Genomic DNA, 20,665 nt, shown 5'->3' on the forward strand with positions numbered 1-20,665 from the left:
CCCGGCCCCGAGGAGGAGGATGGCGCGCCGCGCAGCGAGGCGCAGCGCATCGCCTCGGTGCGCGCGACGCTCGCGCGCATCCGCATCGCCGGCTTCAAGTCCTTCGCCGAGGCCACCGTGGTCGAGGTCCGCCCGGGCCTGACCGGCATCGTCGGGCCCAATGGCTGCGGCAAGTCCAACGTGGTGGAAGCCCTGCGCTGGGCGATGGGCGAGACCTCGGCCAAGGCGATGCGCGGCGGGGAGATGGACGACGTCATCTTCGCCGGCACCGCGACGCGCCCGGGGCGCAACCTGGCCGAGGTGATGCTCAGCCTGGAGGATGCCGAGGGGCTGGCGCCGCCACCCAACCACGACCAGCCGGAGCTCGAGATCATCCGCCGCATCAATCGCGGCGAGGGATCGAATTTTCGGGTGAACGGCAAGGAGGTCCGCGCGCGCGACGTGCAGACCATGTTCGCCGATATCGGCTCCGGGGCGCGGGCTTCCGCGATGGTCAGCCAGGGGCGGGTCTCGACGCTGATCCAGGCCAAGCCGGAGGACCGCCGCCAGGTGCTGGAGGAGGCCGCCGGCATCGCCGGGCTGCGCGCCCGCAAGCACGAGGCGGAGCTGAAGCTGCGCCAGGCCGAGACGAATCTTTCGCGCGCCGAGGATCTGCTCGGGCAGCTCGACACCCAGCGCCAGGGGCTGCAGCGCCAGGCGCGCCAGGCCAACCGGTATCGCAACCTGTCCGGGCTGGTGCGCCAGGCGGAAGGGGAATGGCTGGCGATCCTGGCAGCGCGGGCCGATGCCGCGCGGCGCGCCGCCGACGAACAGTTGGCGAGCGCGCGCACCGCGGTCCGCGCGGCGGAAGCCGAGGCCGAGGCCGCCGCCATCGCCGCCTTCGAGGCCGAGCAGGCCATCCCCGCCCCACGCACCGCCGAGGCCGCCGCGCGCACCGCGCTCGAGCGCCGGCGCGTCGAGGCGGAGGGCCTGGAAGCCGAGGAGCGCCGCGCGCGCGAGGCACTGGAGGCAGCCGAAGCGCGCCTCGCGCAGCTCCGGCGCGACCTGTCCCATGCCGAGGGCGTGCTGCGCGACGCCGATACCGCGCGCGAACGCCTAGCAGCGGAGGCCGAGGCGCTGGCGGCGGTGGAAGGGTCGCTGCCGGCGCGCCGCGAGGCGGCACAGGTCGCCCTGCGCGCCGCCGCCGAAGCCGCCCAGGCGGCCGAGGCCGCTGCCGAGGCCGCCACCATCGAGGCCGCCGAGGCCTCCGCGCGCGTGCAATCCGCAGCCGAGGCGCGGTCCGCCGCGCAGGCCCGGCTGGCCCGCGCACAGGATGCGCATGCCCGCCTGCTGGCCGAGCACGAGGCCGCCGCACGCACGCGCATCCCTACCGAGGCGCGCGCCGAAGCCGCCGCCGAGGTCACCGCCGCCGATGCCGCGCTGGAGGCCGCCCGCACCGCGCTGGAAGCCGCCGAGGCTGCGCGCGCCGAGGCCGGCGAACGCCACGCCCAATCCCGCCGCGCCGCCGCCGAGGCCACCACCGCCGCCACCCGCGCCGAGGTCGAGCGCCGGGCCGCCGAGGACCGGCTGGCGCGCATCACGGCCCAGCACGCCGCCATGGTGGCGGACCGCGACGCCGCCCTCGCCGAACACATTCCGCCCGCCGAGCGCGAGGCCGCCGCCGCCGCCCTCACTGCCGCGACCGAAGCCGTGGCGCAGGCCGCCGCGGCGCTCGACCAGGCCGAGGCGATGCGCGCCTGGGCTGCCGCCGCCCATGCCGAGGCAGCGCGCGCGGCCACCGCCGCCGCCGGCGAACGCGCCCGCGCGCAGGCCGAGGTGAGCGCGCTGACCGAGGTGCTGACCGCGCGCGAACCCGGCGCGGCCGCGCCGATCCTGGACCAGGTCGGCGTGCCCGCAGGGTTGGAAGCCGCGCTCGGCGCCGCGCTGGGCGAGGCGCTGGAAAGCCCGTCCGACGAGGGCGGGCCGCGCTTCTGGCGCGTGCTGCCGCCGCTCGATGGCTCGGCGGCGCTGCCGGATGGCGCAGTGCCGCTGTCGCGGCTGGTGGAGGCACCGGCCGCCCTCGCCCGCGCGCTGTCGCAGATCGGCCTGCTGCCGAAGGGTGCGGATGGCGCAGCGATGCAGGCGGCATTGCGCCCCGGCCAGTCCCTGGTCACCGAAGATGGCGCGCTGTGGCGCTGGGATGGCCACACCGCGCGCGCCGGCGCGCCGACGCCGGGCGCGGTGCGGCTTGCGCAGCGCAATGCCCTGCGCGCCGCCGAGGGGCGCCTGGACCGCGCCGAGGCCGAGGCCGCCGCCGCCGAGGCGAACCGCGCCGCCGCCGCAGGGCGCGAGGATGAGGCGCGCAGCGCCGAGGCTGCCGCCCGCGATTCACGCGCCGCCGCCGAAGGCCGGCTGAACGAGGCGCGGCAGGCCGATGGCGCGCTGGCCGCCCGGCACGCCCGGGCCGAAAGCCGGCTGGCGGCGATCGCGCCGCAGCTCGAACGGCTCGCGGCCGATCGCGCGGAGGCGGAGGCCGCCAAGGATGCCGCCTGGGCTGCCGAGGCTGCGCTGCCCGACCTGCCTTCCTTGCGCCGCGCGGCGGAGGAAGCGAGCGCCGCCGAAAGCCGCGCCCAGGCTGCGGAACACGCCGCCCGCGAGGCCCGCCGCGCGGCCGAACACACCGCGCGCGGCGCGCGCCAGCATGAATCGACGCTGGCGACCCGCGCCGCGGAGGCCGACAGCCGACTCGCGGCGCTGGAACCACAGTTGGCGCGGCTCGCCGCCGAATGCGCGGAGGCCGATGCGGCATTGGCCGAGGCGGTGGCGCAAGAATCCGCGCTGCCCGACCTCGATGCGCTGCGCGCCGCCGTGGCCGCCGCGCGCGATGCGCTCGCCGCCGCGCGCGCCGCGGAAGTGACGGCGCGCAGCGACATCGCCGCGCTGGAGGCCGAGGGCACGCGCGTCGCCGCCCGCCGGGTCGCGGTGGGCGAGGAAGCCGCGCTGTGGACCACGCGCGGCGAGGATGCGGAAGCCCGCGTGATCGACCTGCGCCGCCGCGGCAATGAGGCGCAGACCGAACGCGATGCGCTGGCCGAAGCGCCGGAGGATGCCGGGGCGCGGCTGCGCGGTGCAGCCGCGATGCTGGCGGAATCCGAAGCCACCCATGCCGCCGCCGCCGCCGCCCTGGCGCAGGCCGAGGCGCGGCTGCGCGACACCGCCGATGCCCGCCGCCGGATCGACGCCGCCTTCGCCACGGCGCGCGAGAGCCAGGTGCGCGCCGAAGCTGCCGCCGAGGCCGCCGGGACCGCGGGCGAGGCGGTGGCGGCGCGGATCGCGGAGCGGCTCGGCGAGGATGCGGAATTGCCGGAGGCGCCGGATGAGTTGACCGACGCGGCCGAGGACAAGGCGCGCCGCAAGGTCGAGCGCCTGGCGCGCGAACGCGAGGAGATGGGCCCGGTCAATCTGCGCGCCGAGATCGAGGTCGCGGAGATCGAGGAGCGCGTCGGCCAGATCACCGGCGACCGCGACGAGGTGCAGGCGGCGATCGCCAAGCTGCGCGGGTCGATCGGGCATCTGAACCGGGAGGGACGCGAACGCCTGCGCGAGGTGTTCGACCGCGTCGATGCCGAATTCCGGTCGCTGTTCACGAAGCTGTTCGGTGGCGGGCGCGCGCATCTGGCGCTGGTCGGGTCGGATGATCCGCTCGAGGCGGGGCTCGAGATCTATGCCGAGCCGCCAGGCAAGAAGCTCGCGACGCTGTCGCTGCTGTCGGGCGGCGAGCAGGCGTTGACGGCGCTGTCGCTGATCTTCGCGGTGTTCCGCTGCCAGCCCGCGCCCGTGTGTGTGCTGGACGAGGTGGATGCGCCGCTGGACGACGCCAATGTTGAACGCCTGTGCGACCTGCTGGACGCAATGGCGGCCGAGAGCGGCACGCGGTTCCTGGTTGTGACGCACCATCCGCTGACCATGGCGCGGATGCACCGTCTGTATGGCGTGACCATGCAGGAACGCGGCGTTTCGCGGCTGCTGAGCGTGGATCTCGGCCAAGCGGTCGAGATGGCGGAGGCGCCGGTCGCGGCCTGACCCGCGTCACGAAACTGTTCCAGTTTTGTTCTGGAAGATCGCGGCGCAGGGTGGCAGCATCGCCCCGGCTGAAGGGAGATCGCCACCATGACCGTGCCACCCATCCCGCCAGGCTACCCGGCGCTGACCCCGTATCTGTCGGTGTCCGACCCGGCCAGCGCCATCGCCTTCTACCAGAAGGCCTTCGGCGCCACCGAGCGGATGCGCCTGATGATGCCCGACGGCAGCATCGGCCACGCCGAGATCGACATCGGCGACAGCGTGATGATGCTGGGCGGCGCCTGGCCGCAGATGGGCTTCGCGCCGCCGGACGGCGCGGCCGTGTCGGTCATGCTGCACCTGTATGTCGAGGACGCGGACGCGACCTTCGCCCGCGCGGTGGCGGCGGGCGCGACGGCGCTCTCGCCGGTCGAGACGAAGTTCTATGGAGATCGCAGCGGGTCCCTGCGCGATCCGTTCGGGCACCGCTGGAACGTCTCGACCCATGTCGAGGAGGTCAGCACCGAGGAGGCGCAGCGGCGCATCGCTGACATGCCGCAGGAATAGCGGCGCACGGTTGACGTCGGCGCGCCCGCGGCGCGTTCTGCAGCCATGCCTGTCCGCCTGTTCGAACGCCTGGTCGACCCCGTCACGCCGCCGGGCGAGGCTGCCTCGCGCTTCCTCGGCGTGCCGGTGCCCGACCATGCGCCGCCGCGCAGCCTGCTGGGCTTCTACTGGCATTTCGCGCGGCAGGCGCGCGGGTTGTTCGGCGCGCTGTTCCTGGCCGGGCTCTGCGTCGCGCTGCTGGATGCGCTGATCCCGGTCTTCATCGGGACCCTGGTGTCGCTGCTGGCGGCGCATGGGCCGGAGGCGCTGTGGGACAATGCCTGGCACACGCTGGTGGGCATGGCAGTGGTGCTGCTGGTCGGGCGGCCGGTGGCGATCACCGCGCAGAACCTGATCACCCAGCAGGGCATCGTGCCGGCCGTCACCTCCATGATCCGCTGGCAGGCGCATTGGCATGTCGTGCGCCAGGGCTGGGCCTTCTTCCAGGAGGATTTCGCGGGGCGGATCGCCACGCGCGTCATGCAGTCCGGCCCGGCGCTGCGCGAGAGCATCGTCCAGTCGGTCAACGCCGTCTGGTACATCCTGGTGTACGGCACCGGCGCGATGCTTTGGCTGGCGAGTGCAGACCTGTGGCTCGCCCTGCCGGTGCTGGTGTGGTTCGTGCTGTATGCGGTGCTGCTGCGGTTTCTCGTGCCGCGGCTGCGCGACCGGTCGCGCGCGGCGTCGGAAGCGCGCAGCGCGCTGACCGGGCGAGTCGTCGATTCCTACACCAACATCCTGACCGTGAAGCTGTTCGCCCGCGCGCGGGACGAGGACGCCTTCGTGCGCGAGGGGCTGCTCGGGCTGAACACCGCCTTCGGGCGGCAGGTGCGGCTGGTGACGCTCAACGGGCTGCTGCTTTCGGTGCTGAACGCGTCGTTGATGGTGGCGATCGCCACCGTGTCGGTGGTGCTGTGGCAGCGTGGGGAGATCGGCCTCGGCACGGTCGCCACCGCCCTGCCGATGGCCTGGCAGATCGCCAATATCTCCGGCTGGGTGGCGTTCAACGTCACCGCCATCTTCGAGAATATTGGCGTGGTGCAGGAGAGCATGGGCTCGATCGCCGTGCCGCCCACCGCGGCCGACCCGCCCGATGCGAAGCCGCTGGACGTGACGCGGGGCGAGATCCGCTTCGACGACGTGCATTTCGCCTACGGTCGCACCGCCGGCGTGCTGCGCGGCTTCGACCTGGTGGTGAAGCCGGGCGAGCGCGTGGGGCTGGTAGGCCATTCCGGTGCCGGCAAGACCACCGCGGTGAACCTGCTGCTCCGCTTCTTTGCGCCGGAGCAGGGCCGCATCCTGGTCGATGGCCAGGATGTCGCGACCGTGACGCAGGAAAGCCTGCGTGGCGCCGTGGGCATGGTCACGCAGGATACCGCGCTGCTGCACCGGTCGATCCGCGACAATATCCGCTATGGCCGCCCGGAGGCCACCGACACCATGGTCGAGGCCGCCGCGCGCCAGGCCCAGGCCCATGACTTCATCATGGCGCTGACCGACTGGCGTGGCCGGTCGGGCTACGACGCGCATGTGGGCGAGCGGGGCGTGAAGCTCTCCGGCGGGCAGCGCCAGCGCATCGCGATCGCGCGGGTGCTGCTGAAGGATGCGCCCATCCTGGTCCTGGACGAGGCGACCAGCGCGCTCGATTCGGAAGTGGAGGCCGCGATCCAGGAACAACTGGCAGCGCTGATGGCCGGCAAGACCGTCATCGCCATCGCGCACCGGCTGTCCACCATCGCGCGCATGGACCGCCTCGTGGTGCTGGACCACGGGCGGGTGGTCGAACAGGGCACGCATGCCGAATTGCTGGCGCTGGGTGGCGTGTATGCCGGACTGTGGGAACGGCAGTCCGGCGGCTTCGTGGAGGCTTAGGAAAAGCGCGGCATTCCGCGTGATTGTGCGGCGCACGCGCTTGACAGTGGCATGGACCAACCGTAAAGCGCGGCCTGCCTTCCGGCGGGGTCTCGCCAGGGAGCCAAGGTGAACGAACGCAACGGTTTCGACGAGAGGTTGCGGCAGGCGCGGGCCCGCGAAGGGCTCGACAAGCGTCCGGAAGGGCGTGGCAACCTGCCGCAGGGCCCCTGGGGGATCGGGTTGCGCGCGGGGGTCGAGGTGGTCTCGGCCCTGGGTGTGGGCATCGGGATCGGCTTCCTGCTGGACCGCTGGCTCGGCACCTGGCCTTGGCTTTTCCTGGTGTTCTTCGTCCTGGGCAGCTTGGCCGGGGTGGGGAACGTCTATCGGCTGTTCATGCCGCGCCCAGGTGGGAAATGACGTTGGCGCGCCGCCGGCGCGACGCGAACGGGGGACCAGACGGTGGCGGTTGAAGGCAAGACGATCGACGCGCTGAGCCAGTTCGAGCTCTCTCCCGTCCTGGGCATCTTTGGCCATGCCGTGTCCTTCAGCCAGTCGAACCTGTTCATGGTGGTGGCCGTCGCGCTGACCTGGTTCCTGATGAAGGCGACCGCCGACCGCGGCGCGCTGGTCCCGGGCCGCCTGCAGGCGCTCGGCGAAAGCGCCTATGAATTCATCCAGGGCATGGTGCGCGACCAGGTCGGCGACGAGGGCAAGAAGTACTTCCCCTTCGTATTCTCGATCTTCATGTTCGTGCTGTTCGGCAACCTGCTTGGCATGCTGCCCTACGCATTCACCTACACCTCGCACATCGCGGTCACGCTGACGCTGGCGGTGGTGGTGTGGGTGTCGGTCACCGTGGTGGCGCTGCAGCGCCACGGCACGCATTTCTTCTCCTACTTCTTCCCCGAGGGCGCGCCGACCTGGCTGGCGCCGATCATCATCCCGGTCGAGATCATCTCCTACCTCTCCCGCATGGTGTCCCTCTCGGTCCGCCTGTTCGCCAACATGGTCGCCGGCCACGTCATGCTGAAGGTCTTCGCCACCTTCGTCGTGCTGCTGGGCGGTCTGGGCGCAGTCGGTCCCTTCGTCGCGGCCATGCCGCTGGCGGTGAATGTCGCCCTCGTGGGCTTCGAATTCCTGGTCGCGTTCCTGCAGGCCTATGTGTTTGCGATCCTGACCAGCATCTACCTGCACGACGCGGTGCACCTGCACTGACCCGCCATGTGAACGGGGTGCGGTTGCACACGCGTACGTTCAGAACATCCATGTGAAGAAGGACGAACATCATGGAAGTCGCCGCCGCGAAGGCCCTTGGGGCCGGTATCGCCGTCATCGCGCTGTTCGGCGTGGGTCTGGGGATCGGCAATATCTTTTCCTCGCTGATCAACAGCGTGGCGCGCAACCCGGCCGCCCGTGACGTCGTGTTCCCGATCGGCATCCTGGGCTTCGCCCTGACGGAAGCCGTGGCGCTGTTCGCGCTGCTGATCGCCTTCCTCATCCTGTTCGCCTGACCCTTGCGCCCCGCCCGCCCATCCGGGCGGTGCGGGGCGTCAGCGGCGAGCTTTTGCCGCTGGAGCAGGACATCCGCCCTTGGTCGGATCGTGCTCCAGAGGCCAGGAGAGGACAGCGATGCGCCGAATGATGTTCCTGGCGGCCCTGGCCGCCGCAGTGCCCGGCTTCGCGATCGCCGCGAGCACCTCGGCCGTTCCGGTCGAGGGCATGCCGCAGCTCGCCTTCGGCCATCCTGAGCAGGGCCGCCTGCTGGTCGGCCAGATCGTATGGCTGCTCCTGATCTTCGCGGCGCTGTACTTCCTGATGGCCAACATCGCGTTGCCGCGCGTCGGCGCCGTGATCGAAGGCCGCCACGCCCGCATCGCCGCCGACCTCGAAGCTGCGCAGGCGGCCAAGGCGGAAGCCGATGCCGCGATGGCCGCGCATCGTGCCGCGACCGAGGCAGCCCGCGCCGAGGCCCGCGCCGCCGTCGCCGGCGCCGTGCAGGCGGCGCAGGCCGATGCCGATGCGAAATCCGCCGTACTCGCCGCGCGCCTCAACAAGCAGATCGCGGATGCCGAGGCGCAGATCGACGCCGCCCGCGCCTCCGCCATGGGCGCGATCCGCGGCGTGGCGACCGACACGGCCGAGGCGCTGGTCGCCCGCCTGGTCGGCCGCGCCGACCGCGCCACCGTCGAAGCCGCCGTGGGCCGCGTGCTCGCCAGCAGCGGGAGGGCCTGATGTCCGATCCGAAATTCTGGGTAGCCGTCTCCTTCTTCCTGTTCTTCGTCCTGCTGGGCAAGAAGATCTGGGGCGTGCTCACCAGCGCACTGGACAACAAGGCCGAGGGTATCCGCCGGCAGTTGTCCGAAGCCGCGGAACTGCGCAGCCAGGCCGAGCAGATGCTGGCCGCCGCCGAGGCCGAACGCACTGCCGCGGCACGTGAGGCCGAAGGTCTGCTGGCCCGTGCTCGCGCCGAGGCCGAGCGCTTGGCCGCCGCCGCCGCCGCCGAGGCGGAAGCTGCCGCCAAGCGCCGCGAACGGATGGCAATGGACCGCATCGCGGCCGCCGAGGCCTCGGCCGTTGCCGAGGTGCGCAACGCCGCCGCCGACATCGCCGGCGCCGCCGCACGGACGGTGATCTCGGAGACGCTCGACGCGACCGCCGATGGCGCCCTGGTGGACCAGTCGGTTGCAGACCTGCCCAAGGCGCTGCGCGCCGCCTGAACCGCCGCGCATCGGTTGCGAAACAAGGCGCTGCCCGCAGGGGCGGCGCCTTTTTCATGCGCCCTCGCGGGCCTTTCGCTTTTCGCCGCCCTCGCTAGCATCCGCGCAGACGCAGGAGGACCATGACATGAAGACCAGGATGACCCTTGCCGCCGCGCTGCTCGCCTGCAGCACGCTCGCGGCGCAGGCCAATACCTTCCGCTGGGCCAATGACGGCGACGTCAACTCGATGGACCCCTATGCGCGGAACGAGACCTTCCTGCTGTCGTTCAACGCCAACATCTACGAACCGCTGGTGCGGCGGAACCGCCAGCTGCAGGTGGAACCCGCACTTGCCGTGCGGTGGGAACAGCCCTCGCCGACCGTCTGGCGCTTTCACCTGCGCGAGGGCGTGCGCTTTTCCGACGGCACGCCCTTCACCGCGGATGACGTGATCTTCTCCTATGAACGCGCCCGCGCGCAGGGGTCGAACATCTCCTCCGTCTTTGCCTCGGTGAAGGAAGCGCGCGCCGTATCGCCGACCATCGTCGAGTTCGAGACGACCCAGCCGAACCCGATCCTGATCGAGGAAATCACCACCTGGGGCATCATGTCGCGCGCCTGGGCGGAGCGGAACAACGCGACGCGCAGCGCCGACCTGACCACGCGCCAGGAGAACTTCGCGACCCGCAACGCGATGGGCACCGGGCCCTTCGTGCTGGCAAGCCGCGAACCCGACCGGCGCACCGTGCTCACGCCCAACCCGACCTGGTGGGACCGGCCGGAGCACAACCTCACGCGCGTCGAATTCAACGTCATCGCCAATGACGCGACGCGCGTTGCGGCCCTCATCAGCAACGAAGTCGACATGGTGTACACCGTGCCCCCGCAGGACACGGACCGCTTGTCGCGCACCGCCGGCATCCGCGTGCACCAGCAGGCGGAACTGCGCACGATCTACCTCGGCATGGATCAGTCGCGCGACGAATTGCTGAAGTCCGACGTACGCGGCCGCAACCCCTTCCGCGACGTGCGCGTGCGCCGCGCCTTCCAGCTCGCGATCGACAACGAGGCGATCGTGCGCACGGTCATGCGAGGCCAGGCGCGCGCCACCGGCCTCATGGTCGGCCCGGGCGTGAACGGGCACACCGATGCGCTCGATGCCGCGGCGCGCGTGCGGCCCAATGTCGAACAGGCACGCCGCCTGCTGGCCGAGGCCGGCTACCCCAACGGCTTCTCGGTCGGCATGGACTGCCCGAACGATCGCTATGTGAACGACGAGGCGATCTGCACCGCCGTGGTCGCCATGCTGGCGCGCGCGGGCATTCGCGTGCAGCTCAACGCCCAGACCCGCGCGCGCTACTTCGCCGAGATCCTGGCACCGCGCTACACCACGTCGTTCTTCATGCTCGGCTGGACGCCCGCGACCTACGACGCGCACAACGCGCTGTACAACCTGATGGGCACGCGCGACGGGACGCGCGGCGTGTTCAATTCCGGCGGCTATTCCAACCCGCGCTTCGACACGCTGACCAACCAGATCGCGGTCGAGACCGACCGCACGCGCCGCCAGGCCCTGATGGACGAGGCGATGCGCCTGCATGCCGAGGAGGTCGGGCACATCCCGCTGCACCAGCAGGTGGTGATCTGGGCGGCCAGGCAGAACGTGACGCTGCAGCAGCTGGCGGATAACTGGTTCCCGCTCAGGCTCGTGCGGGTCGGGCAGTAAGGGACGAGGGAGGCGCCGCCCCCCTCACCCCCCGCCAAGGGGCAACCGCCCCTTGGATCCGGGGAACTAGTCCGCGCGGGCGCCGGAGGCGCGCACGGCTTCGCGCCAGCGCGTGCTCTCGGCAGCCACGAACGCCGGCAGGTCGGCGCGCGAAATCGGCATCGGGTCGAAGGCGCGCTCCCGGAACAGCGTGGCCAGCTCGGGGCCAGCGAGGGCGCGGCGCGTCTCGGCATCAATGCGCGCCACCACGGGCTCGGGCGTCGCGCGCAGCACGAACAACCCGGTCCAGTTCACCGACAGGAATCCGGGCAGCACCGAGGCGATCGGCGGCACGCCAGGCAGCGCGGCATTCTCCGCCTCCGACGCCGTGCCCAGCGCGCGGATCGCCCCGCCGCGCACCTGCGGCAAGGCGGTGCCGAGCCCGTCGAACATCATCGGCACATTGCCGGCCACCAGGTCCGTCATCGCCGGCGCGCTGCCGCGATAGGGCACATGCGTCATCTCCACGCCGACCGCGGCGCGGAACATCTCCCCCGTCAGGTGCAGCTGCGACCCGGTGCCGGAGGACGCGTAGTTCACCCGCCCCGGATTGGCGCGGATATGCGCGATCAGTTCCGGCAACGTCGTCATCGGCAATGCGCGCGGGTTCACGACCAGCACGTTGGGCTGCTGCGCCAGCATCGCAACCGGCGCGAAATCCGTATCCGGGTCGAAGGGCAGCCGCGCATACAGCGCCTTGTTGATGCAGATGAGCGACGCCGTCGCCACCAGCAGCGTATGGCCATCCGGTTCGGCCCGCGCGAAGGCCTCGCCCGCCACGGTGCCGCCCGCACCACCGCGGTTGTCGATCACGACCGGTTGGCCGAGCGCGACCGACAGCCTCTCCCCGATCGCCCGCGCCAGGATGTCGGTGGTGCCGCCGGCGGCGAAGGGCACCAGGATCCGGAAGGGGCGCGACGGAAAGGCCTGCGCGCGGGCAGGCGCGGACAACGAAGCGGCGCCGGCAAGCGCGAGCACGGCGCGGCGGTCGATCATCGGCATGGCGTGGTCTCCTGGCGGGTGCCCGAGTCTACGCCTGTCGGGCACCGGCCGTGAACTGCCCCGCCGACCTGGCGACGGCAGTGCTAGGCGGCGAAAGGTGTCACGCGCCGCCGGCCGCGCTGTCACCAAGCACCGCGCTGCCGGGACGCGTCGCCGCCGCGCCATCCAGCATGGCGTGCAGCACCGCGCGCGCCGCGGCCTCGCCCACCACCGGTGCGGCGAAGCGCATCACCTTCGCGCGCACCGCCTCGTCACGCATCGGCAGGTCGGGATCGCCAGGCACACGATCCGCGCGCGCCTCCAGCACGCGCCCGTCGCGCAACGTCACGCGCAGCGCGGCACCACGGCGACCGGCCTGCGTGAGCGCGGCATCCTCCTCCAGCACCACCAGCGCCTCGATCCGCCGCAGAGCGGCATCCGCCAGCGTGGCATCGGTGTAGGCGGCCGGCCCGAGATCCCCCTGCACCAGCGCCGCCGCCACCGCCCAGGAGAGGCTGAACTGCGCCGTGATGGCGCTGCCTGGCGCGCGGTTGCCGGCGTAGCGCAGCGCCTCGGCATAGGTGGACAGCGTGACCCCGGCGACATCCTCGGCCGCGATGCCGGCGCGCAGGTGGATCGCGGCCGCGGCGGCGTAATGCGCGTGGCGCACGCCGGCGAAGGGCTTGATGTAGGCGTCCTCGACCAGCCAGGCGCCGGGCGGTGCGACCACCGCCGGCGCCTCGAGCCCGAGCGCCACGCGCCGCGCCTCGGAGAAGCCGTCCTCCGGTGCATCCATTCCGGCCATCGCGCCAGCGGCGCACAGCGTTCCTAGCAACACCGCATGCGCCGGGTAGCTGTTGCGCCCGTCCATCCCCGCTGCAATCGGCGCATACATCGAGAACGGCACCTGGCAGCCCACGAGGCGCACCGCGCGCGCCGCCGCATCCGCATCGCCGCCGGCGAGACGCACTGCCGCCGCGGCCGCACCGAACGCGTGCCAGGACCCGTCCACATGCATGCCCGGCCGGATGCGCCAGGCCTCGCCGGCGCGCCCGCCGACCTCGTAGCCGAGGGTGAAGGCCGCCAGGGCCTCGCCGAGCGTCGCCCGGCCTTCCGCCAGCGCCGCGATGCACAGCGGCGCCACGGCCAGCGCGGGTCGCCCATGCGCGCGCGCGAGGCCTTCATTCGCCTCATCCCAGCACATCGCCGCCGCCAGCACCGCGGCCGCTCCGGCCTGCGACAGCCCAGGCGCCACGCCGGGCAGGCGAATTGCGCCGGGCATCGTGGCGGCGATCGCCGACGCAAAGCCGCGCACCCGCGCATGGCCGAGCCCTGCGATCATGCAGCCGAGGCTGTCCGCGAGCAGCAGCCGCGCCTTGGCCGCCGCCGCGCTGCCGGGCGGCGCGCCATCCCAGGCGAAGGCAATGGCGCTCATGGCCGGCGCTCCGCGAGTGCTGCGCGGAAGAAGGCCACCGCATCGGCGGCGAAGTCGCGCAGGAAGGTGGCGCGATCGAGCCCCGGCGGATCGGCGCAAAGATAGGGAAGCGCGACGCGCCGTTCCGCATCGCAGGGCGGCATGAAGACCCAGTGGCCGGCCTCCGGCACCACGGTGGCCACGGGGTGGCCCGGCAGCAGCGGCGCGATTGCCTCGGTGTGATGCGGTTCACGCAGCACCGTATCGCCGCCGGCGCGCCACAGCCGCACCATCGTCCCGGGCGCCACCTCCGGGAAGCCCTCCGGCGCAAAGAGGAAGCCCAGCGCGGGCGCAGCGAGCATGACCGCCCGCACCCGCGCATCCGGCGCGCCGAAGGGCGCCAATCCGGCGGCGGCCTCGAGCGCCGCCCGGCCGAAGGGCGACTGGCAGAGCCGCTCCTCGGGATGCGCGGCGCAGAGCGCGATCCAGCGTGACGGATCGGCGCGCCCGCCGATCAGCAGCAGCGCCGCCGTGCCGCCCGCCGAATAGCCGAACACCCCGATCCGCGCCGGATCGAGCCGATCGGGCTCGGCCGCCAGAACATGGTCCAGCACGCGCGTCGCGTCGCGCGCGCGCGCCTGCATGCGCGCGAAGGCGTTGGGCGCGTTGCCATCCGCGGTCTGGGTGACCGCGACTGCGGCGATGCCAGCCTGCGCCAGTGCCTGGCCGAGCGGCGCGTGGTCGATGAAGGCGCCGCCGGCGCCGTGCAACAGGACAACCAGCGGGGCGCGCGCATCGCCCGCGGGCAGCCACAACGCGCCGGCGAGCGGCGGCGTGCCGGGCACCTCGATCGCGACCTGCGCGCCCGCCGGAAATGCCAGCAGAAGCAGGATCAGCGTGCGGGCGATCAAGCCTCGCCGCCTTCCGGCCCGTAGAAGATCACCCAGACCGCCAGGTCGTCGGTGAAATCCTCGAAGCGATGCTCGGCGCCCGCGGGCGCCCAGACCAGGTCGCCTGGCGCGACCGGCGCGCGCGTGCCTTCGCAGACGAACCAGCCCTGGCCGCGCACCACCACATAGGCCTCGTCGCGCGTGTGCGGGGTTTGCGCATCGACGCCGCGCGGGGCGTACCAGCGGGCCTCGAAGGTGCCGTGCGCGAAGATGCGCGCAGAGAGCCGACCGGGCTCATTCGGCGTGGCGGCGGCCTCGGCGGCGGGGAAGACGTAGCGCGTCATGGCGCGATGCTGCGCGCCGGGGCGCGGCCGCGCAACAGGGTCAGAAGGTGATGCGCCCGGCCGACGCCAGCGCCAGCAGCAGCGACGCGACATGCGTGGATTGCTGCACCGCGCCCTCACGGACGATGCGCAGCACTTCGGCCAGCGGGATCAGTTCGACAGCGATCTCCTCGCCATTGTCGAAGGACTGCACGCCGACCGGCGCGGCGCCCAGCGCCAGGACGGTGTGCACGCGGTTGGTATGCGTCGCGGGGTTGGGGCGAAGGCTGACCACGTGGCGGAACTCGCGCGCGCCGTGGCCGGTTTCCTCGAGGAATTCGCGCCGGCCCGCCGCGATGGCGTCGGCATCCTCGGCATCCATCACGCCGCCGGGGAGTTCGAGATGAACCTCGCCGGCGCCATGGCGGTACTGGCGGTTCATCACCAGCCGATCGTCGTCGGTGATCGCGACCACATGCACCCAGTCGCGGTATTCCAGCACGTAGAACGGGTCCACCACGTCGCCATTGGTGGCGACGCAGCTGTCGGCCCGCAGCCGGATCCAGCGATCCGCCAGCACGATACGGCTGGCGGTCACCGTCCAGGGCTTGAGCGCGGTCATTCCGCCGCGATCTGGTGCTGGTTCGCGTAGGCCTCGAGCGGCGCACAGGAACACACCAGGTTGCGGTCGCCATAGACATTGTCGACGCGCTTCACCGGCGGCCAGTACTTGCGCGCCTTGACGAAGGGCAGCGGGAAGGCGGCCTGTTCGCGGGTGTAGGGGTGCGACCAGGCATCAGCGATGACTTCCGCGGCCGTGTGCGGCGCGTTCTTCAGCGGGTTGTCGGCCTTGTCCATGCGACCTTGTTCGACGGCACGGATCTCGGCGCGGATCGCCACCATGGCGTCGATGAAGCGGTCCAGTTCCGCCTTCGGCTCGCTCTCGGTTGGTTCGACCATCAGCGTGCCGGCCACGGGCCAGGACATGGTCGGCGCGTGGAAGCCGTAATCCTGCAGGCGCTTAGCGATGTCCTCGACCAGGACGCCGCCGCCCTGCTGGAAGCCGCGGCAGTCGAGGATGCACTCATGCGCGACCATGCCGTTCGCACCGCGGTAGAGCACCGGGAAATGCGCTTCCAGCCGCTTCGCCATGTAGTTGGCGGACAGGATCGCGACCTCGGTCGCGCGCGTGAGGCCTTCGGCACCCATCATGCGGATGTAGGCGTAGCTGATCGGCAGGATGGACGCGCTGCCGAAGGGTGCCGCACTGACCGGCCCGAAGCCCGTGGCCGGGCCGGCTTCGGCCAGCATGGGGTGATTCGGCAGATGCGGCGCGAGGTGCGCCGCCACGCCGATCGGCCCCACGCCAGGCCCGCCGCCGCCGTGCGGGATGCAGAAGGTCTTGTGCAGGTTGAGGTGGCAGACATCTGCGCCGATGCCGCCCGGGCTGGTCAGGCCCACCTGCGCGTTCATGTTCGCGCCATCCATGTAGACCTGCCCACCGGCGGCATGCACCGCGGCGCAGATCTCCTTGATCTCGGCTTCGAACACGCCGTGGGTGGACGGATAAGTCACCATCAGCGCCGAGAGGTTCGCGCCATGCTGCGCGATCTTGGTGTGCAGGTCCGCGACATCGACATTGCCGTCGCGATCGCAGCCCACCACCACGACCTGCATGCCCGCCATCACGGCCGAGGCCGGGTTGGTGCCATGCGCGCTGGACGGGATGAGGCAGATGTTGCGATGCCCCTCCCCGCGCGCCTGGTGGTAGGCGCGGATCGCGAGCAGCCCGGCATACTCGCCCTGGCTGCCGGCATTGGGCTGCAGCGACACCGCGGCGAAGCCGGTGATCTTGGCCAGCCAGGATTCCAGCTGGCGGATCATCGCGATATAGCCCGCCGCCTGGTCCACCGGCGCGAAGGGATGGATGTTGCCGAAGCCCGGGAAGGTGACCGGGATCATCTCCGCCGTCGCGTTGAGCTTCATGGTGCAGGACCCGAGCGGGATCATGCTGCGGTTGAGCGCGACATCCTTGTCTTCCAGCGACTTCAGGTAGCGCAGCATCCCGTGTTCGGAATGGTGGCTGTCGAAGACCGCGGCGGTCATGAAGGGGCTGAGCCGCCGCACGCTCTCCGGCAGGTCGCCGGCCGGTGACAGCATGCCCAGGGATGCCGGCGCCGTGCCCGTGACTTCCGCCACCACCGCGCACAGCACGTCGAGGTCGGCGCGCGTCACCGTCTCGTCCATCGCCACCGCGACGCAGCCGGCATCCACGCGGCGCAGGTTGAAGCCGCGGCGAAGTGCGGCGGTCATCAGCGTATCGGCGCGCGCACCAGCTTCGATCGCGATGGTATCGAAGAAGCCTTCGTGGCGCAGCGTCAGCCCCGCCTTCTGCGCGGCATCGCCGAGCAGCCGCGCCTGCAGGCGCACGCGCCGCGCGATGCGCCGCAGCCCTTCAGGGCCGTGCCACACCGCGTACATGCCGGCCATCACCGCCAGCAGCACTTGCGCGGTGCAGATGTTCGACGTCGCCTTCTCACGGCGGATGTGCTGTTCGCGTGTCTGCAGCGCGAGGCGCATGGCTGGCGCGCCGGCGGCATCCACCGACACACCCACCAGGCGCCCGGGCATGAGGCGCTTCAGCGGGTCGGTCACCGCCATGAAGGCCGCGTGCGGGCCGCCATAGCCCATGGGCACGCCGAAGCGCTGCGTGCTGCCCACGACGATGTCGGCGCCCATCTCGCCCGGCGGCTTCAGCAGTGTGAGCGACAGTGGATCGGCCGCGACGATCGCGAGGCCGCCAGCAGCCTTCGCCGCGGCGATCTCGGCGGTCAGATCGCGCACCTCGCCGGTGGTGCCGGGGTATTGCAGCACCAGCGCGAAGGGCTTTTCGGCAGCGCAAGCCGTCGCGATGTCGGCTACGGCCGCGACATGCACGCGCCAACCATGCGGCTCCGCGCGCGTCCGCACCACCGCGAGCGTCTGCGGATGGAGGTCGGCGGCGACCACGATCGCGTCGGACTTGCCGCGCGTCGCGCCATGCGCCATCGCCATTGCCTCAGCGACCGCGGTGCCTTCATCGAGCAGCGAGGCATTCGCCACCGGCAGGCCCGCAAGGTCGCAGACCATGGTCTGGAAATTCACCAGCGCTTCGAGCCGCCCCTGCGCGATCTCGGCCTGATAGGGCGTGTAGGCCGTATACCAGCCGGGATTCTCCAACACGTTGCGCAGGATGACGGGCGGCACCAGCGTGCCGTGGTAGCCGAGCCCGATCAGCGACTTGATGTCGGCGCGGTTGCGCCCCGCCAGTTCGCGCAGTTCGGCGATGACTTCCGCTTCCGTCACCGGCGGCGGCAGCGCGGACAGGTCCGCGCCGCGGATCGCGCCCGGCACGGTGCGCGCGGCAAGGTCAGCGAGGCTCTCCGCGCCGACCACCGTCAGCATGGCCGCGATCTCGTCCGGCGACGGGCCGATGTGGCGGCGGGCGAATTCGTCGTGTTCCTCGAGCTCGAGGAGCGTGGCGGGGCTGTTCATGCGAGGGTGTCCACGAAGGCGGCGTAGGCGGTTTCGTCCATCAGCCCGTCCAGCGCGCCGGAGTCAGAGGTCTCGATCTTGAAGAACCAGCCATCGGTGGTCGGCGCGGCGTTGATCGCGCCGGGATTGTCGGCCAGCGCGCCATTCACCGCGACGACCTTCCCCGCGATCGGCGCGTAGACGTCCGATGCGGCCTTCACGCTCTCCACCACCGCGATCGCCTCGCCGGCGGTGACCTCGCGGCCGATCTCGGGCAGGTCGACGAACACCACGTCGCCCAGCGCGTTCTGCGCATGGTCGGTGATGCCGATGGTGGCGACGCCGCCATCCAGCCGCACCCATTCATGGTCACTGGTGAATTTGGTCTCGGGCATCGGTGCGGCTCCTCAGCGGGCGTAGCGGTGGGGAACAAAGGGCATGGGCGCGACGCGGGCCGGCAAGGGCTTGCCGCGCACCATGAGTTCGAGGGGCGTGCCGTCGCCGGCGTGTTCGCGCGCGACGTAGCCCATGGCCATGGGGCCGCCCAGCGAAGGGCCGAAGCCACCGGATGTGATCTCGCCGATGGCGTCACCCGATGGCGCGTGAACGGGCGTGTGGCCCCGCGCGGGCTGGCGGCCCTCCGGGCGGATGCCCACGCGCAGGCGCCTGGTGCCGTTCGCCAGCTCGTCGCGCACGCGCTCGGCACCCGGGAAATTCCATTCCGTGCGGCGGCGCTTGCCGATCGTCCAGGTCAGCGCGGCCTCGACCGCGCTGGTCGTCTCGTCGATGTCGTTGCCGTAGAGGCAGAGGCCCGCTTCCAGCCGCAGCGAATCGCGCGCGCCGAGCCCGGCCGGCTGCACGCCCGGCAGCGCCAGCAGCGCACGGGCGAAGCGCTCGGCATCCTCGGCGGGCACCGAGACTTCCACGCCATCCTCGCCGGTATAGCCGGAGCGCGAGACCAGCGCCGGCACGCCCGCTATGGTGAAGGCGCCCACGCTCATGAAGGAAAGCGCCGCGATGCCCGGCGCAAGGGTCGCGATGGCGGCGACGGCCTGCGGGCCCTGCAGCGCGATCAGCGCGCGGTCCGGCATCGGCTTCAGCGTCACGCCGGCCGGCAGCAATGACTCGATGCGTGGCAGATCCAGGTGCTTGCGGCTGGCATTGACCACCAGGAACAGCCGGTCGCCGAGGTTCGCGACCATGAAATCGTCCAGGATGCCGCCGTCGTCGAGCGTCAGAAGGCCGTATTTCTGCCGGCCCGGCTTCAGCACCTGCACATCGGCCGGCGTGGCACGTTCCAGCGCGGCGGCCGCGCCCTCGCCCACCAATTCCGCCTGGCCCATGTGCGAGACATCGAACAGCGACGCCGCGGCCCGGCAGTGCAGGTGTTCGGCCATGATGCCGGCGGGGTACTGCACGGGCATCATGTAGCCCGCGAAGGGCACCATGCGCCCGCCCAGTTCGCGGTGCAGGCCCGCGAGGGGCGTTTCCAGCAGGGACTCGGTCGAATCGGCCACGGTGCCTCCCGCCGCATCGCGGCGATTGGGGTTCAGTTCCGTGGCCCCCCTCTGTCGGATGGACCTGAGAGATTCGGCGGGGGCGTTGGCCTCGCCTTACTCCGTCGGTGCCGCGGCGAACGTGCCACGGGCTTTCCAGAGGCCCCTTCCCCGCGCGGCCCTTCTGCCTGAGCGTTTCCGGGGGCCGGTTGCGCCTTCGGCGGGGGTGTCGCCACCCCTCTCTCCCGCGCGGGATCTGCGGGGTGCGCCTTCCTGACAGATCGCCCGCCCGGGCGCAACGACGCAGGTGGTCACAGTGCCTGCGTAAGAATGCGCGTTTTGGCGCATGCACGACGTCTGGCGCCGGCCTGCACCCCCAACCTAGCCGCCAGCAACGACAACATCGTCGTATGCGCGGCCGGTGGGGCTGCGGGCCGGTGTCGGAGTCGTCAAAGCAACTCTCAGCGCGCCCCGCGGCGGCGGTTCAGCGCGAGTTGCTCGGGCGTAAGCTGGAAGGACAACCGGACGTTGTGATTCTCCACCAGGCGTTCTTCCGCGGGGAAGGGCAGCACGACAGGCGTGCTCGCGATCCGCACGCGATTCGCGTTCGGCCCGAACTCGGCGGGCGTCAGGAACTCCCGCCTGTCGATGACCTGGCCGTCATTCGCGTCGGTCACGGCGATGAACCAGGGCAGGGTAACGCGTGGGACGGTCGCGACGGGGCCGCGCTCGACATCGAAGATCGCGCTGATGCTGACATTCACGCCGTCGCGCCGGCGGGTGTAGTCGCAGCTCGCGTTGAAGCCGATCAGCCTGGCGTCGCTGATCATGGAGGCGATGTCGGGCACCGCACCGTCGCGATGGCGCGTGAGATCCGCGCCATCCGCGAGGATGGTGATGCGCGGGCATGGCGCGGGCGGCGCATTGGACAGGCTGGGCCCGCCTCCGCCGCAGCCCGCCAGCATCGCCGCTGCCATGACGCCAAGTGCCGCCTTGCGCCGCATGCAAACCACCTTTCCATCCCCCTTTGACCCGGGGCGCCCCATCTATAGTGTGCCGCCCGCCCTGGGCAGGGAGCAACCT

The 20,665-nt window shown here is 71.7% G+C and carries 18 protein-coding genes and 2 riboswitches; of the genes, 9 read left to right on the forward strand and 9 right to left on the reverse strand.

Translation table 11 applies throughout. The features are described from left to right. Positions 1–57 precede the first annotated feature (57 nt). The 9 genes from MWM08_RS18150 (at position 58) to MWM08_RS18190 (ending at position 10,926) form a co-directional block, all read left to right on the forward strand. Complete coding sequence (locus MWM08_RS18150) at positions 58–4,062, forward strand: chromosome segregation SMC family protein (protein ID WP_480461669.1); 4,005 nt, start codon at positions 58–60, stop codon at positions 4,060–4,062. An 87-nt stretch (positions 4,063–4,149) separates the two neighbouring features. After that, positions 4,150–4,608 (forward strand): VOC family protein, encoded by a 459-nt coding sequence (locus tag MWM08_RS18155; protein ID WP_244407911.1) that lies wholly within the window; start codon positions 4,150–4,152, stop codon positions 4,606–4,608. A gap of 45 nt (positions 4,609–4,653) precedes the next feature. Further along, a complete protein-coding gene (locus MWM08_RS18160) occupies positions 4,654–6,519 on the forward strand; it encodes an ABC transporter ATP-binding protein (RefSeq protein ID WP_244407912.1) in 1,866 nt (621 codons plus the stop codon). A 108-nt stretch (positions 6,520–6,627) separates the two neighbouring features. Further along, positions 6,628–6,918, forward strand: a complete 291-nt coding sequence (locus MWM08_RS18165; protein ID WP_244407913.1) for an AtpZ/AtpI family protein — start codon at positions 6,628–6,630, stop codon at positions 6,916–6,918. Between the two features lie 42 nt (positions 6,919–6,960). Continuing rightward, the gene (locus tag MWM08_RS18170; RefSeq protein WP_244407914.1) at positions 6,961–7,716 is read left to right on the forward strand and encodes a F0F1 ATP synthase subunit A; all 756 of its coding nucleotides are present in this window, start codon (positions 6,961–6,963) and stop codon (positions 7,714–7,716) included. A gap of 71 nt (positions 7,717–7,787) precedes the next feature. Next, positions 7,788–8,012 (forward strand): ATP synthase subunit C family protein, encoded by a 225-nt coding sequence (locus tag MWM08_RS18175; RefSeq protein WP_198372814.1) that lies wholly within the window; start codon positions 7,788–7,790, stop codon positions 8,010–8,012. Positions 8,013–8,130: 118 nt separating this feature from the next. Then, entirely contained in the window at positions 8,131–8,733 is a 603-nt protein-coding gene (locus MWM08_RS18180) for a F0F1 ATP synthase subunit B family protein (protein WP_244407915.1), read from the forward strand. After that, positions 8,733–9,218, forward strand: coding sequence for a F0F1 ATP synthase subunit B family protein (locus tag MWM08_RS18185; RefSeq protein ID WP_423815986.1), 486 nt, complete (start codon positions 8,733–8,735; stop codon positions 9,216–9,218). Before MWM08_RS18180 ends, MWM08_RS18185 begins: the two co-directional genes overlap by 1 nt. A gap of 127 nt (positions 9,219–9,345) precedes the next feature. Further along, the gene (locus tag MWM08_RS18190; RefSeq protein WP_244407916.1) at positions 9,346–10,926 is read left to right on the forward strand and encodes an ABC transporter substrate-binding protein; all 1,581 of its coding nucleotides are present in this window, start codon (positions 9,346–9,348) and stop codon (positions 10,924–10,926) included. 66 nt (positions 10,927–10,992) lie between these two features. On the opposite strand, the gene MWM08_RS18195 is transcribed toward MWM08_RS18190, so the two are convergent. The 9 genes from MWM08_RS18195 to MWM08_RS18235 all read right to left on the reverse strand — a co-directional run bounded on the left by MWM08_RS18195 (position 10,993) and on the right by MWM08_RS18235 (position 20,586). Beyond that, positions 10,993–11,967, reverse strand: coding sequence for a Bug family tripartite tricarboxylate transporter substrate binding protein (locus tag MWM08_RS18195; protein ID WP_244407917.1), 975 nt, complete (start codon positions 11,965–11,967; stop codon positions 10,993–10,995). A 100-nt stretch (positions 11,968–12,067) separates the two neighbouring features. Further along, a complete protein-coding gene (locus MWM08_RS18200) occupies positions 12,068–13,381 on the reverse strand; it encodes an MmgE/PrpD family protein (RefSeq protein WP_244407918.1) in 1,314 nt (437 codons plus the stop codon). After that, positions 13,378–14,271: an alpha/beta hydrolase family protein gene (locus MWM08_RS18205; RefSeq protein WP_244407919.1), complete on the reverse strand. Its 894-nt coding sequence runs from the start codon at positions 14,269–14,271 to the stop codon at positions 13,378–13,380. The genes MWM08_RS18200 and MWM08_RS18205 overlap by 4 nt, the downstream gene beginning before the upstream one ends. Beyond that, positions 14,268–14,594: a cupin domain-containing protein gene (locus tag MWM08_RS18210; RefSeq protein WP_244407920.1), complete on the reverse strand. Its 327-nt coding sequence runs from the start codon at positions 14,592–14,594 to the stop codon at positions 14,268–14,270. The genes MWM08_RS18205 and MWM08_RS18210 overlap by 4 nt, the downstream gene beginning before the upstream one ends. A gap of 40 nt (positions 14,595–14,634) precedes the next feature. Further along, complete coding sequence (locus MWM08_RS18215) at positions 14,635–15,195, reverse strand: NUDIX hydrolase (RefSeq protein ID WP_244407921.1); 561 nt, start codon at positions 15,193–15,195, stop codon at positions 14,635–14,637. Further along, positions 15,192–18,107: an aminomethyl-transferring glycine dehydrogenase gene (gene gcvP / locus MWM08_RS18220; protein WP_244407922.1), complete on the reverse strand. Its 2,916-nt coding sequence runs from the start codon at positions 18,105–18,107 to the stop codon at positions 15,192–15,194. Before gcvP ends, MWM08_RS18215 begins: the two co-directional genes overlap by 4 nt. Next, positions 18,104–18,481 (reverse strand): glycine cleavage system protein GcvH, encoded by a 378-nt coding sequence (gene gcvH, locus MWM08_RS18225; RefSeq protein WP_244407923.1) that lies wholly within the window; start codon positions 18,479–18,481, stop codon positions 18,104–18,106. The genes gcvP and gcvH overlap by 4 nt, the downstream gene beginning before the upstream one ends. 12 nt (positions 18,482–18,493) lie before the next feature. Next, a complete protein-coding gene (gene gcvT, locus MWM08_RS18230; protein WP_244407924.1) occupies positions 18,494–19,603 on the reverse strand; it encodes a glycine cleavage system aminomethyltransferase GcvT in 1,110 nt (369 codons plus the stop codon). A 48-nt stretch (positions 19,604–19,651) separates the two neighbouring features. Beyond that, positions 19,652–19,745, reverse strand: a riboswitch (glycine riboswitch). Positions 19,746–19,748: 3 nt separating this feature from the next. Further along, positions 19,749–19,840, reverse strand: a riboswitch (glycine riboswitch). A 203-nt stretch (positions 19,841–20,043) separates the two neighbouring features. Then, positions 20,044–20,586, reverse strand: a complete 543-nt coding sequence (locus tag MWM08_RS18235; RefSeq protein WP_244407925.1) for a hypothetical protein — start codon at positions 20,584–20,586, stop codon at positions 20,044–20,046. Positions 20,587–20,665: the final 79 nt, after the last annotated feature.

It is taken from the genome of Roseomonas fluvialis (assembly GCF_022846615.1).
Classification (GTDB): Bacteria; Pseudomonadota; Alphaproteobacteria; order Acetobacterales; family Acetobacteraceae; genus Neoroseomonas; species Neoroseomonas fluvialis.